Origin of the sequence: Providencia sp. PROV201, from assembly GCF_028479545.1 — a bacterium.
Lineage (GTDB): Bacteria > Pseudomonadota > Gammaproteobacteria > Enterobacterales > Enterobacteriaceae > Providencia > Providencia huaxiensis.
Genome location: NZ_JAMPNW010000003.1, coordinates 112,804 through 131,139, shown reverse-complemented (window position 1 = coordinate 131,139; position 18,336 = coordinate 112,804). Strand labels below are relative to the sequence as shown.

Sequence of the window (18,336 nt, the reverse complement as noted above, 5' to 3'; positions counted from 1 at the left end):
GGCTATGAAATATTAGCCTTCAGGTAGGTTTTATCATGAATAATAAATTTATTTCGAAACAAGATGCCGCTAAATTAATTAATAATGGCGATACGATTTGTACTGTGGGAATGACATTAACCAGTGCTGCTGAATCTATTTTATCGGCAATTGAACAACGTTTTTTATCCGAGGGTACACCAAATCAATTAACACTGGTTCATGCAGCTGGACAGTGTAACCGTATTCGAGGGAATCAACACTTTGCCCATGAAGGGATGGTGAAACGGATCATTGGTTCCCATTGGGGGTTAGCACCTCGATGGATGCAAATGATTAATGATAACCAAGTCGAAGCGTATTGCCTCCCTCAAGGGCAAATGGTGCACTTATATGGCGCAATGGCTGCAGGCTTACCGGGGCGCTTATCCAAAGTAGGGTTAGGGACATTTATCGATCCTGATCTTGAAGGCGGTAGGATGAACGCGAAAACGTTGGCACTTCCTCCTTTGGTTGAAAAAGTGAATTTCAAAGGGGAAGAATGGTTATGGTACCCAGAAATTCCCTTAGATGTGGTGGTGATCAGAGGAACTCACGCTGATAGTAAAGGTAACCTCACCACCGATGAAGAAGCCATGGCCCTAGAGGTCTTGCATGCGGTACTGGCGGCTAAACGCTTTGGTGCGAAAGTGATTGCACAAGTGAAGTATTGCGTTGAAGAAGGGACTCTGCATCCCAAGCGTGTCACTGTTCCCGCAAGCTTTATTGACCACATTGTCGTGTGCGATAACCCTGAAGAAGACCATCGCCAATCCTCAAGCTGGTTTTTTGACCCAACTCTATGCGGTGATATTCGCACCCCTGTCCAACAAACTACGCCATTACCTTTGGATATTCGCAAATTGATTGGGCGAATTGCATGCCGTTATCTATATGAAAACTGTGTGATTAACTTAGGAACGGGTATTCCAAACGATGTTATCGGCTCAATTATTCAGGAAGAAAATGCAACTAAGCGCGTCGATATTACCGTGGAGTCAGGGATTTGGGGGGGCGTCCAAGCTGGCGGTATTGACTTTGGTATAGGCCGTAACCTGTCAGCGATGATTAGTCACCAAGACCAAATGTTGTACTACAACGGTGCAGGCGTTGATATCACGTATATGGGCGCAGGGGAAATGGATGCCCGTGGCCATGTCAATGCGACGTTGCTAGGCAATATTTGCCCTGGGGCAGGTGGGTTTATTGATATTACCCAAAATGCGCGGCACGTGGTGTTTTGCTCGACGTTTACCGCAAAAGGGTTAGATATTCGTTGTGAAAATGGGCAGTTAAATATTGTGCGGGAAGGGGATATTAGAAAGTTAGTTAACCAAGTACGGCAAATTTCATGGAATGCGGATGTCGCACGAAATATCAACCAAACCATGCATTTTGTCACGGAACGTGCAGTGTTCACATTAGGGGGGGGAACCCCAGTACTGGTTGAAATTGCCCCCGGTATTGACCTAGAGCGTGACATCCTTGCCCATATGGACTTCGTACCCGAAATTTCCCCTGATTTGAAGGTGATGTCTTCTTCACTATTTGAAGAAGCGCCTTTTGGACTGGTTTCGTATTTGTAGTTTCAATATTAAAGAGGAATTTATCCATGTTAGTAAAAGATAAAGTCGCCATTGTGACGGGTGCTGCAAGAGGTATTGGTTTTGCGATTGCTCAGGTACTTGCGGAAGAAGGGGCAAAAGTCGTTATTTCTGATTTAGCCATGTCATCAGGTGAAGAAAGTGCAAAACAGCTACAAGAGCAAGGTCATCAAGCCATTTTCATTCCTTGTGACATTGCCAAACGTGAAGAGGTAAATGCCTTATTTTCTAACGCATTAGCGCATTTTGGGGCGATTGATGTACTGGTAAATAATGCGGGGATCAACCGAGATGGCATGCTGCATAAATTAACGGAAGATGATTGGGACAAAGTGATTGATATCAATCTGAAAGGGACATTTAACTGCATGCAAGAGGCGGCAAAGCTAATGCGTGAACAAGGAAATGGGCGAATTGTCAATATTTCCTCGGCCAGTTGGCTTGGGAATGTTGGGCAAGCCAACTATGCCGCGTCTAAAGCAGGGGTTATTGGTCTGACAAAAACGGCTTGCCGTGAGTTAGCCCGTAAAGGTGTCACAGTAAATGCGATTTGCCCGGGGTTTATTGATACAGATATGACCCGTGGTGTACCTGAAAAAGTGTGGGACATCATGATCAGTAAGATCCCTGCGGGTTTTGCCGGGGATCCGCGCGATGTAGGCCAATGTGTTGCCTTTTTAGCCTCTGATAAAGCGCGTTATATCAATGGTGAAGTGATCAATGTTGGCGGCGGAATGGTGCTATAGGGGGAAATAATGAAACAAGCGAATGATATTGTCATTGTGAGTGGTGTGAGAACAGCAATTGGCACGATGGGGGGAAGTTTTGCAAATACGCATCAACATGACCTCGGAGCTGTGGTGATCCGTGAAGCTGTGAAAAGAGCAGGAATTGCCCCCGAAGATGTTGATGAAGTCATCGTGGGTAATGTTGGGCAAATCGCAGAAAGTGGTTTTATCGCACGTATTTGTCAGCTACGAGCAGGGCTCCCAAAAGAAACGACTGCATATTCGGTTAACCGCCAATGTGGCTCAGGGTTACAAGCTTTAGCTGATGGCATGATGCTGCTACAGACTGGCCAATCCGATGTTGTGGTGGCATGTGGTACAGAAAATATGACGATGCTGCCGTATTACTTACGCAAAGCGCGTTATGGCTACCGCATGGGGAATGATGTGCTCGAGGATGGGTTAACGTCTATCTTAACTTGGCCAGAAGGCCCTTATCACAACGGAATGACGGCAGAAAATGTTGCAGAACAGTTCAATATTACCCGTGAAGAAATGGATGATTTTGCATGGGATAGCCAGCAAAAAGCGTTAAAAGCGATTCAAGCGGGTTATTTTGCTGATCAAATATTACCCGTAGAAATACCTGAAGGCCGTAAAGGCACGCGTATTTTTGATACCGATGAACATCCACGGGATACACCACGTGAAAAATTAGCAAAATTGCGCCCTGCATTTAAAGCTGATGGTGTGGTTACGGCAGCAAACTCTTCAGGTATCAATGATGGAGCTGCGGCATTAGTGATGATGCGTCGTGAAGAGGCGGAAAAACGTGGTTTGAAGCCAAGAATGAAAGTGGTCGATTGGGCTGTAGCAGGTTGTGAAGCGGCCATTATGGGCTTTGGACCCGCGCCAGCAACCCGTCGATTAATGGAAAAGCTCAAAATGGATGTAAAAGACATTGATTTAATTGAGTTAAATGAAGCGTTTGCTGCACAAGCTATTGCAGTCATGAATGATTTGTCTCTTGATAGCACTAAAGTGAATGTGAATGGTGGCGCAATTGCTCTGGGTCATCCTGTGGGTGCCAGTGGGGCTATTTTGCCTGTGAAGTTAATGTATGAAATGGAACGCCGCCAGGTTGCTACCGGGTTAGTGACTATGTGTATCGGTGGTGGTCAAGGGATATCAATGTTGTTCGAAAGAGAATAAGAAAAACTGCAAGCAGAAAGCCCGACGTGGGGCGTCGGGCTGTTGCTGAAGTAAAACAACAGGTATGGGTCACTTATTGCCGAGAGCCGTACCTGTTTCACTACAACATGAGGATCTTATCTATGTTTTCTACAAATGCAAAGTTAGATTATGCAGCTCAGGGTAAAAAAACTAACGCAAAGATATATCGTAACCTGATGCCGTTGTTGATTTTAGCGTACATTATTAGCTTTATTGACCGAACCAATATTGGCATGGCAAAAAATGCGATGTCGATTGATTTAGGATTATCTGCAACCGCATTTGGTATTGGTGCAGGGCTTTTTTTCCTAACCTACTCGATTCTTGAGATCCCAAGTAATTTAATAATGGAAAAAGTGGGCGCGCGTTTTTGGATCACGCGGATTATGATCACTTGGGGGTTATTATCTGCGGCAATGGCGTTTGTGACAGGGCCGACTTCTTTTTATATCTTGCGGTTATTACTAGGAGCGGCTGAAGCGGGTCTATATCCTGGGGTCATTTTGTATATGACATATTGGTTTAGCCAAGAGGAGCGGGCTAAAGCAACAGGATTATTTTTACTTGGAGTCTGTCTCGCGAATATTATTGGGGCACCGCTGAGCGGCCTATTATTGAGTATGGATGGCTTATGGGGCTTCCATGGTTGGCAATGGATGTTTGTTATTGAAGGCCTGCCAGCAGTTATCCTAGCATTTGTTGTGTGGTTCGTGTTGCCGAATAAACCAGAAGATGCGAAATGGTTAGATGAAGATGATCGGAATTATATTAAATATAAACACGATCAAGACAAAAATAGCATTAGTGTGAGTAACAGTAAATTCTCACTCAAGGCGGCATTTAAAAATAAAGCCTTCATGATGATTGTTGCTATCTATTTCACTCACCAGTTCTCGGTCTATGGCTTAAGTTACTTCTTGCCTACTATTATAGGTGAGTATGGCAAATTGACGCCTATTCAAATTGGCTTATTAACAGCAATCCCTTGGATTTCAGCTGCAATTGGTGGCATTTTTGTGGCGAGAAAGGCCAATACACCACGACGTTCATCACGCATTCTAGTTTCAGGTTATGCAGTAATGGCGGTTGGGTTAGTGATTGGTGCCTTAGGTGGCCCAGTAGTCGGTTTAATTGGCTTTTGCTTAACTGCATTTATGTTTTTTGTGGTTCAATCGATTATTTTCTCGCTTCCACCGACGTATATGAGTGGCAGCATGCTAGCGGGAAGTTTGGCATTATTGAACTGCTTAGGGTTATTTGGTGGCTTCCTTGGCCCGTTTATTCTAGGATTTTTTGAAGATTATACAGGAACAGCCACTTCTGGATTATGGTTTGGTGTCGGTTTGTTAGTTATTGGAACGATTATTGCTTCACGAGTGAATACTAACGGTATGAGCGAGCCTGAATCACTACAAGTATCGGCTCCAGCGGAAAGCAAATAATTCAACATCGCCATTTACAATAGGAAAGTCTGCATGAAAATTGTTATCGCACTTGATTCCTTTAAAGGAAGTTGTTCTGCAAGGTTGGCATGCCAAGCCGTTGCTGAGGGTTTCAAGCGTGTATCCTCTGAGTTAGATATGACGTTATTACCCATATCTGATGGCGGAGAAGGTTTGTTGGAGTCACTGGAACATAGCCCCGTGCTTTCTGGTGTAACACCTTACATTTTTAGCTGTACTGGGCCTTATGGTAGTAAGGTTGATGCAGGGTTATTAGTGCTGGAGGAAAAAACTGCCTTTATTGAAATGGCGCAATGCTGTGGGCTGGAATTAGTTCAACGTGAACACCGTCGAGTTGAGAATGCCTCAACTTATGGTTTGGGTGAAATGGTCAAACATGCATTAGATATGGGCTGCTCTCGTATTATTATTGGGATAGGAGGAAGTGCAACTAATGATGGTGGTGCGGGATTTGCTCAAGCATTAGGTGCTCAGTTCTATGATAAAAACTCGCAGCTTATTGAGGCGCCAATTTGTGGTAAAGATCTCATTAATATTGCAAAGATTGATTTTGATAAATTTGATTCACGAGCCGTAGAAGTTGAATTTAATGTCTCTTGCGATGTTGAAAACCCTTTATTAGGCAAAAATGGTGCGACTTATGTTTATGGTCCCCAAAAGGGGGCCGACCAAGCCACACTCGACCAGCTTGAAATCGGAATGGCTCACTATGCGAAATTGATGTCAACAATAACGGGGAAAGATGTCTCACTGGAGGCTGGCAGTGGTGCAGCGGGTGGGTTAGGTGCGGGGCTTCGTTGGTTTGTTTCGGCAAAACTCGAAAAGGGAATTGATCTCGTTTTGGGGCTCCTTGGCGCAAAATCTTATATTCAACAAGCGGATTTAGTCATTGTAGGAGAAGGGCGGCTGGACAGCCAAAGTGCGAATGGTAAGGCTCCTGTGGGAGTGGCTCGTATGGCCAGCCATTATGGTGTGCCTGTCATTGCACTTTGTGGGGGGTATAGTGATGATAGCCGTATCCTATACCAACATGGCATTACCGCAATGTGGTCGCTTTGTCCGGGGCCGGTTTCCCTTGAGCAAGCAATGATAAATTGTGAGCGTTACTTGGCAGATACAGCTGAAAATTTGCTGCGTACCGTACTCGCAAATTCGAATACGTACATAAAACCCTAAAGTGAGGCGGTAAGATGCTACTGACTGAAAAACTAGCCAATGATATTGTCACGCGTGCAATGGGAATTATCCATCACAACGTCAATGTGATTAATAGTCAGGGCGTGATTATCGCTTCAGGAGAAAAAAAGCGTATTGGTGAAACCCATGAAGCCGCAGTGGAAGTGATCCGCTGCGGCAAACGGATCACTATTTACAATGAAAATGAAGCGCGAGCTTATTCGAATGTGGCACCGGGGATAAACCATCCGATTGTTGTGGCAGATAAAGTGGAATTAGTTATTGGTGTGAGTGGTGATCCTGTTGTGATCCAGCGTTATGCCGAGCTCGCTATACTGACGGCTGAGCTGCTAATTCAACAAGAAATTGAGCGGCGTAGTATTAACTGGCAGCATCGTTTGCGTGACATGTTATTTGTCCAGTTTATAGAAAGCACAACGCCAGCACAGGGGCGCAGTGCATTACTAAAATTGCATAATTCCGGTTTTGCGTTCACTTTACCGACTATTCCTGTGATTATTAATATTGAAGCTATTCAGTACCGTCCTGAAATACTCGATACGATCATTACTGAATTATCCGCTATGGAGAAAAGTGATGTGTTATTACTCAATAGCCGCGAAATTTTGATGCTATTTCCATCAACACATTATCAAAATGAGTCATTTATTCCGAGCCTTCATTTCATTTTAGATAGCCAACTTAGCCAATATTACATTGGTGTTGGTGTTCAGGCAGATACACAGGAACATGTGAGAGATGCCGTTCATTTCGCACGTTCAGTGATTGAAGTTGGCCGGCTAACGGTTCCCGATAAACAAGTCTTTTTATTTAAAGAAATGGCATCTTTATGCCTCTTTAATGAATTGGAAAATAGCTATCTATTTAATTTCTTTTTAGATATTTGCCATAAAATATTGTTGCATGATTCGGGCGATATTTTGCTTGAAACCCTGGAGTTATTTTTATCGCAAAATGGCGAAATAGGTAGCACAGCGCAGCAATTAGGTATTCACAGAAATACATTAAGTTATCGGTTACAACAAATTAAAAAGCAAACTAGTTTGGACCCCACAAGGTTTACGGATCTTATTCAGCTATCTGTTGCTATGCATGGCTATCGTCGACGTTACCCAAAACAACAGCCATGGCTCGATGCATTAAGTTGAGGTGCTGTGTCATGACTTTTGTTGTAAAACCCAAATAGCGGCTTCAACACGCGATTTTAAATTAAGTTTCTTTAGTAAGTGTTTGACGTGGACTTTGACGGTGCTCTCTGTGATTTGTAATTTATTCGCAATCATCTTATTTGATAGCCCCTGTGAGATTAAATCTAAGATATGCGTTTCTCTTGGGGTTAATGCGGATAGATTATGCTCTGTAGCGGCTCGGCTATCTCTTAAAGATTCAGCTAAAATGGAGGTAAGCGTTGGGCTAACGACCATTTTACCACTTGCTGCTTCTTTTAATGCAATAATGAGTTTTTCGGGTTCCATGTCTTTGAGTAAATAGCCATCAGCACCTCGTTTTAATGCATGAATTAAGTCTTCACCGTAATTGGATACTGTAAATAAGATAATTCGGCCTGAAAGTTCGCGGCTACGTAAATTATCGAGTACTTCAAAGCCATTCATACCCGGCATATTGAGATCTAATAGGATTAAATCGGGGTCTTGCTCTTCCGCAATTTTAATACCCGTTATTCCATCGTCTGCTTCACCAATGACCTTCAATGTGGGTTCTAAACTAATTAATTGTTTAACACCGTTACGTAGCATCGGGTGGTCATCAATCAGTAGAATGGTAGATTGCCCAGTCAGTTTATTGTCATTTTTCATTAATGAGTTACTCCAATTTAATTAGGCCACAGTCAGTGGAAATACGACATTAACCGTAGTGCCACCCTGAACTCTTGGGGAAATTTGATATTTCCCATTTAGGCTTAGGGCTCTTTCTCTCATAATAATCAATCCATAATGGTTATTTTTTGTTGGCTGAGGTTGGATCCCTTCCCCATTGTCTTCTATCATCATGGTGATTAACCCATTATTTTCGATTAATGAGACTCGCGACCAGTTCGCATTAGCATGTTTGAGAATATTGCTTAAAGCTTCTCGGATTATCTGAATAATATGAATAGATTGATGTGGAGAGAGGCTTTTGGCTGGAATTTGGTAATCTAATTCAATTTGAAAACCAAGACGTTGGCTGAATTCTTGGATTGTGCTTTCTAAAGCAGGGAATAAGCCTGGTTCAGTTAATTTTAGCCTGAAGGTTGTTAAAAGTTCACGTAATTGGCTATAGGCGGAATTTATTTCATTGCGCATTTCGTTTAATAGTTCTTGGTGCTTAGTTGGCAATGTTTTAGGTTGCATTTGCAGATAACTAATTTGCATTTTGAGACAAGATAATGATTGTGCGATGGAATCATGTAATTCTCTCGCAATCGCCGAGCGTTCATCCATAATCAGTAACTGCTGTTGTTGTTCTAATTGGTGCTCCATCGCTAGCATTCCAGCAATTTGTTTGACTAGCATGAGCACTAAATTATTTTGCTCTTCAGATAATGGCTGGTTTATATCTATTTCAGCCAAAATCATGCCATAACGCTGTAAGTTATCGGAAATCTCCCATGATATTACTTTAAGGTGCTCAGCTTTTTTGGGTGACTTGAGGCAGTGTTCCTTGTTTTCAGGGCAATGAATTTCTTGAAAGCAGGCATTATTATTTTCTTCATATAGCCTCAATCTGATGTTTTGTAATGGCATTAAGCTTTTCAGTTCAGATAATACTTTTTCTAACCTGACGGATAGTGGCCCAATGGCATGTAAGGTGCGATTAGATTGGTATAAATAGAGTAATACGTTATTTTTATTTTGTAGATCAGCCGTTTTTTCGATAACTCGGGATTCTAATTGATGGTAACTCTGTGCGAGCTCATCCGACATTTGATTTAATGTTTGACCCAGGGAATTTAGCTCATCTTGTTTCTTGCCGACAGGGAAGCGCTGACTAAAATCTTGATGGCTAATCGCATTCACCATATGAAGTAACTTAAGCCAAGGTGCATAAATTTTCTTTCTAAAATGGCAGATAGCAAAAATAAGTAGCAATGAAACGAGGCTAATAAATACCATTTGGGTGATGGCTACATAGGTTATTTTTCGTTCTGTTTTTTCATCAATATTACGAACTAATGCATCGAGTTTATTAACGAAGGTAACGACCGCAAGACGTGCATCATTAGGAGAAACTGCATGGTTAAGTGCTGGTTTTAATTCTGTAACCCAATATTGATAAAGCTCAGCAAATTGCGGATTTAAATCTTCTATTTCGACAACTTGTGTCAGTTCATTGCTTAATAAATTTTTTTCAAGCTCACTAACATATACGTCAGAGTATTGGTTGAGTGGCACTAATGAAAGTAAATGATAGCTTTGCATCCGCAATGAGCCTGACTTATTAATTGCATGTGCATTTCCTTGCACACTAATAATCATACTATTTGAAATTGTCATGCCAATAATACCGAGTACGGCAATCAATAACATTAGACCAATAACTTGGTTAATGATTGAAAATCGGTGATAAGCAATAGACATAAGTGATCCTTTCTACTCTTTACGTTTATTCATTATTTTTGATAACGTAGATATTGTTTCTCTATTATATAAAATTGAATATGCCACTTCGGTATTACTCCTTAATATCCCATTGAATTATTCGCTTTAAATTCCAACAAATAAAATTACGCAGTAATAAGTTTTTTTGTTTTAATTCAATTTGTTATTGTTTTGTACTCCTAATACCCCTCTAGTGGTTAACGAAAAAAATCACGCATATTTCATTTAAATCTCTCTTGATTTAGATCAGCTTCACAGTGGTCTATTCGCCACACACTGCGAGCAGAATTTGTATTTATCGGGGTGATTTATGTCTCAACGAGATAATGTTAATAACGTGGTTGCACAGTCAAATAATGGTGTTATACAGGATTGGCGTCCTGAAGATATTCGGTTTTGGCAGCAAACGGGGCAGCGTATTGCAAATCGTAATTTATGGATTTCTATTCCATGTTTATTGCTCGCATTTTGCGTATGGATGTTATTTAGTGCCGTTGCTGTGAATTTAAATAAAGTGGGTTTTAATTTTACGACAGACCAATTATTTTTATTAACCGCATTACCTTCCGTTTCAGGCGCTTTATTAAGAGTCCCTTATTCATTCGTTATTCCTATTTTTGGTGGGCGTCGTTGGACTGCTATTAGTACGCTATTTTTAGTGATCCCATGCATTTGGCTAGGTTATGCGATTCAAAACCCCGCCACGCCTTATCAAGTCTTTGTCATTATTTCCCTACTTTGTGGTTTTGCCGGCGCTAACTTTGCATCCAGCATGTCTAATATCAGCTTCTTTTTCCCTAAAGCTCGTCAAGGTGGTGCACTTGGCCTGAATGGTGGGCTAGGCAATTTAGGGGTCAGTGTCATGCAATTGGTGGCCCCTTTCATTGTGGGTGTTGGCGTATTTACTTTCGTGGGGGGAACGGGAGCGACTCAACCTGATGGCTCAACGCTGTGGTTAGAAAATGCCGCTTGGATTTGGGTGCCATTTCTACTGCTTTTTACGGTGATGGCTTGGTTTGGCATGAATGACTTAGCGGCTAATAAGGCATCTCTTAAAGCACAATTACCTGTTTTGAAACGGGGGCATTTATGGGTATTAAGCCTGTTATATCTGGCGACATTCGGCTCATTTATCGGTTTTTCTGCCGGTTTTGCGATGTTATCGAAAACGCAGTTCCCAGACGTCATTATTCTGAAATTTGCTTTTTTTGGTCCTTTCCTCGGGGCGTTAGCGCGTCCAGTTGGCGGCATGCTGTCTGACCGTTTTGGCGGCGTGAAAGTCACATTACTGAACTTTGTTGTCATGGCTGTTTTCTCTGGTTTGCTGTTTTTTACGTTACCAGAAAAAGGTCAAGGGGGCTCTTTCGGGGCTTTTTATGGCGTATTTATGGTGCTGTTTTTAACGGCAGGGTTAGGTAGTGGCTCAACCTTCCAAATGATCGCAGTCGTTTTTCGTAAATTAACCATGGATAAAGCCATTTTAAGAGGGGCTTCAGAGCAAGAGGCTCAAAAAGAAGCGGTAACAGAAAGTGCTGCGGCTCTAGGGTTTATCTCTGCTATTGGGGCAATCGGTGGCTTTTTTATTCCAAAAGCGTTCGGAACATCATTAACACTGACGGGTTCGCCGGCAGATGCGATGAAAGTATTTTTTGTATTTTATATTTCCTGTGTGTTTATCACATGGCTGGTATACGGCCGTAAACACAAATAATAACAAGTCATAAAAATCAATTTTAGCAATGTACGGCGCCGGTCGCCGTCTCTTTGGAGGCAATCCGATGAGCAAGTTTTTAGACAGATTTCGGTATTTTAAGCAGTTGGGCGAAACCTTTTCAGGTGATCACGGGCAAGAGTTAAATGTAAACCGTGATTGGGAAGATGGTTATCGTAGCCGCTGGCAGCATGACAAAGTTGTGCGTTCCACTCATGGTGTTAATTGTACTGGCTCTTGTAGCTGGAAAATTTATGTCAAAAATGGGTTAGTCACTTGGGAAACTCAGCAGACGGATTACCCACGAACTCGCCCTGATTTACCTGACCATGAGCCGAGAGGATGCCCTCGAGGGGCAAGCTACTCTTGGTATTTATACAGCGCAAACCGTGTTAAATACCCAATGATGCGTAAGCGCTTACTTAAATTGTGGCGTGAAGCAAAAGCGGAGCAACAAGACCCTGTTGCAGCGTGGCTATCTATAATCAATGACCCGCAAAAGGCACAAAGCTATAAACAAGCTCGTGGTCGTGGTGGTTTTGTTCGCTCAAGCTGGCAGGAAGTGAATGAACTAATTGCAGCGGCAAACGTCGCGACGATTAAAGAATTTGGTCCTGACCGCATAGTTGGTTTTTCACCCATTCCCGCGATGTCGATGGTTTCCTATGCCTCAGGTGCGCGCTATTTATCATTAATTGGTGGCTCGTGCTTAAGTTTTTATGACTGGTATTGTGACTTGCCGCCTGCATCACCCATGACGTGGGGCGAACAAACTGACGTACCGGAATCAGCAGATTGGTACAACTCGTCTTATATTATTGCTTGGGGTTCTAACGTTCCGCAAACGCGTACGCCAGACGCACATTTTTTTGCAGAAGTGCGTTATAAAGGGACGAAAACGGTCGCGGTGACGCCAGATTACGCGGAAATTGCCAAATTATGTGACCATTGGTTGAACCCGAAACAAGGAACAGATAGCGCCATGGCAATGGCGATGGGGCATGTGATCCTCAATGAATTCCATGTAAAACGCGAAGCTGAATATTTCCGTGAATATGTGCGTACGTATACCGATATGCCGATGCTTGTCATGCTAGATAAGCGTGAAGATGGCTCTTATGCCGCAGGCCGCATGCTACGGGCATCTGATTTACATAATTCATTAGGCGAAGAAAAAAATGCCGAATGGAAAACTATTGCGATTGATGAAGAGACAGGCGAATTATGTGCTCCACAAGGTTCAATGGGATTCCGTTGGGATGGCGGTCAAAAATGGAATTTAGAACCGCGCGCTGGACAAGATGCACATAACATTAAAATGAAACTCAGCTTGGCAGATAGCTATGATGAATTTGTCGATGTTGGTTTCCCTTACTTTGGTGGCTTAGAAAGCGAGCACTTCCTGCATGTTGAACTTAAAGATATTTTATTACATAAACTGCCCGCTAAACGTATTCAGTTAGCTGATGGTAGCGAATCATTAGTTACTAGTGTTTATGATTTAATGCTAGCGAACTACGGCATTGACCGTGGTTTTGGTGATGAAAACTGTGCAGTTGATTACGATGATATGAAAGCGTATTCACCTGCGTGGGCGGAGAAAGTCACAGGGGTTAGCCGCCAAAATATTATTCGCATAGCGCGTGAGTTTGCCGATACCGCAGAGAAAACCCATGGCCGCTCTATGGTGATTGTTGGCGCAGGGATTAACCACTGGTATCACATGGATATGACCTACCGCGCGATTATCAATATGTTGATTTTTTGTGGTTGTGTAGGGCAAAGCGGTGGTGGCTGGTCTCACTATGTGGGGCAAGAAAAATTACGTCCACAAACGGGTTGGTTACCTTTAGCCTTTGGTTTGGACTGGCAGCGCCCACCTCGCCATATGAATAGCACTTCTTTCTTTTATAACCATTCAAGCCAATGGCGTTATGAAACAGTCGCAACAGAAGAGTTGTTATCGCCTCTAGCCGATAAGCAAGCCTTTAGTGGCAGTTTGGTTGATATGAATGTACGAGCAGAACGCATGGGGTGGCTGCCGTCAGCACCACAGTTAAATGTCAACCCATTAAATATTGCGAAGAATGCACAAAGTGAAGGGATGTCACCCACTGATTATACTGTTAAACAGTTGAAAGAAGGCAATATTCGCTTTGCTTCAGAACAACCTGATGACCCTCAAAATTTCCCACGAAATCTGTTTATTTGGCGTTCAAATTTATTGGGTTCAGCAGGGAAAGGCCATGAATACTTACTGAAATACTTATTAGGAACTGAAAATGGTATTCAAGGCAAAGACTTAGGTCAACAAGGCGGCGTCAAACCAGAAGAAGTGGAATGGCAAGATAAAGCGGCAGAAGGGAAAGTTGACTTAGTGGTGACTCTCGACTTCAGAATGTCGAGCACCTGCCTGTTCTCGGACGTTATTTTACCGACTGCTACTTGGTATGAAAAAGACGATATGAATACCTCGGATATGCATCCATTTATTCATCCGCTCTCTGCGGCAGTTGACCCAGCTTGGGGATCCAAAAGCGATTGGGAAATTTACAAGGGGATTGCCAAAGCATTTTCTGAAGTCAGCGTTGGGCACTTAGGCAAAGAAACGGATGTGGTGACGCTGCCGATCCAACATGATAGTGCTGCTGAGATGGCACAGCCTTTTGATGTGAGAGATTGGAAAAAAGGCCAGTGCGAGCTGATCCCCGGAAAAACTGCACCGCACATTATCTGTGTTGAGCGTGACTATCCAAATACTTATGCACGTTTTACCTCTCTTGGCCCACTGATGGATAAATTGGGTAATGGGGGAAAAGGGATCAATTGGAATACGCAAGATGAAATTGATTTCTTGAAAAAACTCAATAGAACCCAGCCAGAGGGGGCTAATGCTGGGCGGCCAAAAATTGAAACAGCGATTGATGCCGCTGAAGTTATTTTAACACTCGCGCCTGAAACCAATGGGCAAGTGGCAGTAAAAGCATGGGATGCGTTAAGCAAAGTAACAGGCCGCGACCATACTCATCTTGCTCGTCATAAAGAAGACGAAAAAATCCGTTTTCGCGATATTGTTGCGCAGCCGCGTAAAATTATCTCTAGCCCGACATGGTCAGGATTGGAAGATGAACATGTTTCTTACAACGCCTGTTACACCAACGTTCATGAAATGATCCCATGGCGAACGCTCAGTGGTCGTCAGCAGTTATATCAAGACCATGAATGGATGCGCGCCTTTGGGGAAAGCCTTGTGGTATATCGCCCACCGATTGACACACGAGCCGCTCAGCCACTTATGGGGAAAAAATCCAATGGGTTCCCAGAAAAAGCACTGAACTTTTTAACACCGCACCAAAAATGGGGGATCCACTCTACTTACAGCGACAACTTATTAATGTTGACGTTAGGCCGCGGTGGCCCAGTGGTTTGGCTTAGCGAAGAAGATGCCCGCGAGCTTGGTATCGAAGATAACGATTGGGTTGAAGCTTTTAACAGTAATGGTGCATTAACCGCTAAAGCGATCGTTAGCCAACGTATTCCTGATGGCATGATCATGATGTACCACGCCCAAGAACGGCTGATCAACTTGCCTGGATCTGAAATTACGGCTCAACGTGGCGGAATTCATAATTCGGTCACGCGTGTTTGCCCGAAACCTACGCATATGATCGGTGGCTATGCGCACCTTGCCTATAGCTTCAATTACTACGGAACAGTAGGTTCTAATCGTGATGAATTTGTGGTTGTTCGCAAAATGAAACAGGTTGACTGGCTGGATGGTGAAGGTGATGCCTACCAGCAGACCTTGAGCGGAAAGGAGAAAGCATAATGAAAATTCGTTCTCAAGTCGGCATGGTGCTAAACCTTGATAAATGTATTGGTTGTCACACTTGCTCAGTGACCTGTAAAAACGTGTGGACTAGCCGCGAAGGGGTTGAATACGCATGGTTTAATAACGTCGAAACTAAACCGGGTATTGGTTATCCCCATAATTGGGAAGACCAAGAAAAGTGGAAAGGAGGCTGGATACGCACTATTAAGGGTAAATTGGTTCCACGGATGGGGAACAAAGTGGGTGTTTTATCGAAAATCTTCGCTAACCCAGATGTACCTGCTTTGGATGATTATTATGAGCCGTTTAATTATGACTACGGCCATTTAAAAAATGCCAAAGAAGGCAAACACGTACCAACCGCGCGCCCTCGTTCATTAATTACGGGTGAGCGAATGAGTAACGTGAAAATGGGACCAAACTGGGAAGATGATTTAGGCGGCGAATTCGCCAAGCGAGCCCAAGATAAAAACTTTGAACATATTCAAAAAGAGATGTACGGGCAGTTTGAGAATACATTCATGATGTATTTGCCACGCCTGTGTGAACATTGTTTAAACCCAGCGTGTGTAGCGACCTGCCCAAGTGGGGCAATTTATAAGCGCTCAGAAGACGGTATTGTGTTGATTGACCAAGACAAATGCCGCGGCTGGCGTATGTGCTTAACCGGTTGCCCGTATAAAAAAATCTATTTCAATTGGAAAAGCGGTAAATCAGAAAAATGTATTTTCTGTTACCCACGTATTGAGTCAGGCATGCCAACGGTTTGTTCTGAAACCTGTGTTGGTCGTATCCGCTATTTAGGGGTATTGCTGTATGACGCCGATAAAATTGAGTCGGCAGCCAGTGTCGAAAAGGAAACCGACCTTTACCAAAGCCAACTTGATGTTTTCCTTGATCCCCATGATCCAAAAGTGATTGAAGAAGCGCAAAAACAAGGGATCCCATTAAGTGTGATCGATGCGGCACAGAAATCCCCAGTGTACAAAATGGCGATGGAATGGCGCTTAGCTCTGCCACTGCACCCTGAATACCGCACGTTACCCATGGTGTGGTATGTCCCCCCTTTGTCACCAATTCAGTCAGTGGCGGATTCAGGGCTCTTAGCTAATAACGGTGTATTGCCGGATGTAGAAAGTTTACGTATTCCAGTGCAATACCTTGCGAATTTGTTAACGGCGGGGGATACCGAGCCGGTGTTATTGGCGTTAAAACGTATGTTAGCGATGCGCCATTTCAAACGGGCAGAAACCGTGGAAAACCAATGTGATACCAGCGCGTTAGAGCAAGTTGGATTAACACAAGCTCAAGCACAAGAAATGTACCGTTATTTAGCTATTGCTAACTATGAAGACCGTTTTGTCATTCCATCCAGTCATCGAGAATTGGCGCGTGAAGCATTTCCTGAAGCGAAAGCTTGTGGCTTTAGTTTTGGTGATGGCTGCCATGGTAGCGATAGCAAAGCGAATTTGTTTAATAGCAGACGCATTGATGCCATTGATATCACACCAAAAAATAATCAGGAGAAAGCACTATGATGGCACTAAAAGTGATCTCTCGGTTATTGGAATACCCTTCGGAAGCGCTTTGGTTACATCGTGATGAGCTCATTGAAGCGCTAGAACAGGCTGATGAACTGTCTGTCACACGGGCTGTTCAACTGATGGTGTTTGTGCGTGAGTATCTCAATGAAGACTTACTCGATATGCAAGCGCAATATTGTGAGCTGTTTGATAGAGGCCGCGCAACATCATTATTGCTATTTGAGCATGTGCACGGTGAGTCCCGAGACCGAGGACAAGCGATGGTGGATTTAATGGCTCAATATCAGCAACACGGTTTGCAAATTGATTGCCGTGAATTACCTGACCATTTGCCCATTTATTTGGAATATCTAACGGTATTACCGACCAATGAAACTATCGAGGGGTTGCAGGATATTGCGCCAATTTTAGCGCTGTTAGGGGAAAGGCTAAAACAGCGAGAAAGCCGTTTCTCTGTTTTATTTGATTTTTTACTTGAGCTTTCCCATAGCGATATTGCTGCGGAGCAATTAAGCAAACAAGTAGCAATCGAAGTACGGGATGACACTCCAGAGGCGCTAGATGCGGTTTGGGAAGAGGAGCAAGTGAAATTTTTTGCTGATGAAAAAACATGTGGTAGCGAAGTGGCGGCACATCAACATCGCTTCGCCAATGCGGTGGTACCACAATATTTGGATCTCAGTGTGGGTAGCCATGTAGGAGTTCAAAAATGAATTTTATCAATCAATTTTTCTTCGATATATACCCCTATATCGCTGGGACGGTATTTATTGTCGGTAGTTGGTTACGTTACGATTACGGGCAATACACGTGGCGAGCGGGTTCCAGCCAAATGTTAGATAAAAAGAACATGCGTTTGGCATCAAACTTATTCCATTTGGGGATTATTGGGATTTTTGTCGGGCACTTTTTAGGTATGTTAACGCCTCATTGGATGTATGAATCTTTTCTGCCAATGCATATTAAGCAATTAATGGCGATGATTGGTGGGGGGGCAGCAGGTGTGATGATGTTAATTGGTGGCGCGATGCTGTTGAAGCGCCGCCTGACGAACCCTCGCGTGAGAGCAACTTCATCCTTCGGTGACATTATGATTTTAACCTTGCTGGTGGTGCAAGTTTGCTTAGGGTTACTCACCATTCCATTCTCAGCACAACATATGGATGGTAGCGAAATGTTGAAATTAGTGGGATGGGCGCAATCTATTGTGACATTCCATTGGGGGGCATCCAATTACCTTGAAGGGGTTGGCATCGTTTTTAAACTGCATATTGTGTTGGGTATGACGATATTTTTACTCTTCCCATTCTGCCGTTTAGTGCACATTTGGAGTGCCCCTATCGAATACCTGACTCGTCGGTATCAATTGGTGAGAAATCGCCATTAGGTTTGGCTCGACAAGGC

At 43.3% G+C, this 18,336-nt stretch carries 13 protein-coding genes; 11 read left to right on the top strand and 2 right to left on the bottom strand.

Features of this window, described 5'->3' with window-relative positions; genetic code table 11:
- The first annotated feature begins 35 nt into the window (after positions 1-35).
- From PR809_RS03905 to PR809_RS03880, 6 genes are all read left to right on the top strand, one after another.
- Complete coding sequence (locus tag PR809_RS03905) at positions 36-1,604, top strand: acyl CoA:acetate/3-ketoacid CoA transferase (RefSeq protein ID WP_206276585.1); 1,569 nt, start codon at positions 36-38, stop codon at positions 1,602-1,604.
- Between the two features lie 26 nt (positions 1,605-1,630).
- Positions 1,631-2,368 (top strand): 3-oxoacyl-ACP reductase FabG, encoded by a 738-nt coding sequence (fabG, locus tag PR809_RS03900; RefSeq protein WP_206276586.1) that lies wholly within the window; start codon positions 1,631-1,633, stop codon positions 2,366-2,368.
- A 9-nt stretch (positions 2,369-2,377) separates the two neighbouring features.
- Positions 2,378-3,562 carry a thiolase family protein gene (locus tag PR809_RS03895; RefSeq protein WP_102138110.1) on the top strand — a complete coding sequence of 395 codons (1,185 nt, stop codon included), beginning with the start codon at positions 2,378-2,380 and terminating at the stop codon, positions 3,560-3,562.
- 122 nt (positions 3,563-3,684) lie between these two features.
- Positions 3,685-5,025 (top strand): MFS transporter, encoded by a 1,341-nt coding sequence (locus tag PR809_RS03890; protein WP_166264150.1) that lies wholly within the window; start codon positions 3,685-3,687, stop codon positions 5,023-5,025.
- Positions 5,026-5,058: 33 nt separating this feature from the next.
- On the top strand, positions 5,059-6,222 hold the full coding sequence (locus PR809_RS03885) for a glycerate kinase (RefSeq protein WP_206276587.1): 1,164 nt from the start codon (positions 5,059-5,061) through the stop codon (positions 6,220-6,222).
- 14 nt (positions 6,223-6,236) lie between these two features.
- Positions 6,237-7,391 (top strand): CdaR family transcriptional regulator, encoded by a 1,155-nt coding sequence (locus PR809_RS03880; protein WP_166264154.1) that lies wholly within the window; start codon positions 6,237-6,239, stop codon positions 7,389-7,391.
- 9 nt (positions 7,392-7,400) lie between these two features.
- Here the strand turns inward: PR809_RS03880 and narL are convergent, their stop codons facing one another.
- Complete coding sequence (narL, locus tag PR809_RS03875) at positions 7,401-8,060, bottom strand: two-component system response regulator NarL (RefSeq protein WP_166264156.1); 660 nt, start codon at positions 8,058-8,060, stop codon at positions 7,401-7,403.
- A 21-nt stretch (positions 8,061-8,081) separates the two neighbouring features.
- Complete coding sequence (narX, locus tag PR809_RS03870; RefSeq protein ID WP_206276588.1) at positions 8,082-9,824, bottom strand: nitrate/nitrite two-component system sensor histidine kinase NarX; 1,743 nt, start codon at positions 9,822-9,824, stop codon at positions 8,082-8,084.
- Positions 9,825-10,155: 331 nt separating this feature from the next.
- On the opposite strand from narX, the gene PR809_RS03865 reads away from it, so the two are divergent.
- From PR809_RS03865 to narI, 5 genes are all read left to right on the top strand, one after another.
- The gene (locus tag PR809_RS03865; RefSeq protein WP_206276589.1) at positions 10,156-11,556 is read left to right on the top strand and encodes a NarK family nitrate/nitrite MFS transporter; all 1,401 of its coding nucleotides are present in this window, start codon (positions 10,156-10,158) and stop codon (positions 11,554-11,556) included.
- 67 nt (positions 11,557-11,623) lie between these two features.
- A complete protein-coding gene (locus PR809_RS03860; protein WP_206276590.1) occupies positions 11,624-15,385 on the top strand; it encodes a nitrate reductase subunit alpha in 3,762 nt (1,253 codons plus the stop codon).
- Entirely contained in the window at positions 15,385-16,926 is a 1,542-nt protein-coding gene (gene narH / locus PR809_RS03855) for a nitrate reductase subunit beta (RefSeq protein WP_102138105.1), read from the top strand. The genes PR809_RS03860 and narH overlap by 1 nt, the downstream gene beginning before the upstream one ends.
- Entirely contained in the window at positions 16,923-17,645 is a 723-nt protein-coding gene (gene narJ / locus PR809_RS03850; RefSeq protein WP_166264164.1) for a nitrate reductase molybdenum cofactor assembly chaperone, read from the top strand. The genes narH and narJ overlap by 4 nt, the downstream gene beginning before the upstream one ends.
- Positions 17,642-18,319 (top strand): respiratory nitrate reductase subunit gamma, encoded by a 678-nt coding sequence (gene narI, locus PR809_RS03845; RefSeq protein ID WP_004907792.1) that lies wholly within the window; start codon positions 17,642-17,644, stop codon positions 18,317-18,319. The genes narJ and narI overlap by 4 nt, the downstream gene beginning before the upstream one ends.
- Positions 18,320-18,336: the final 17 nt, after the last annotated feature.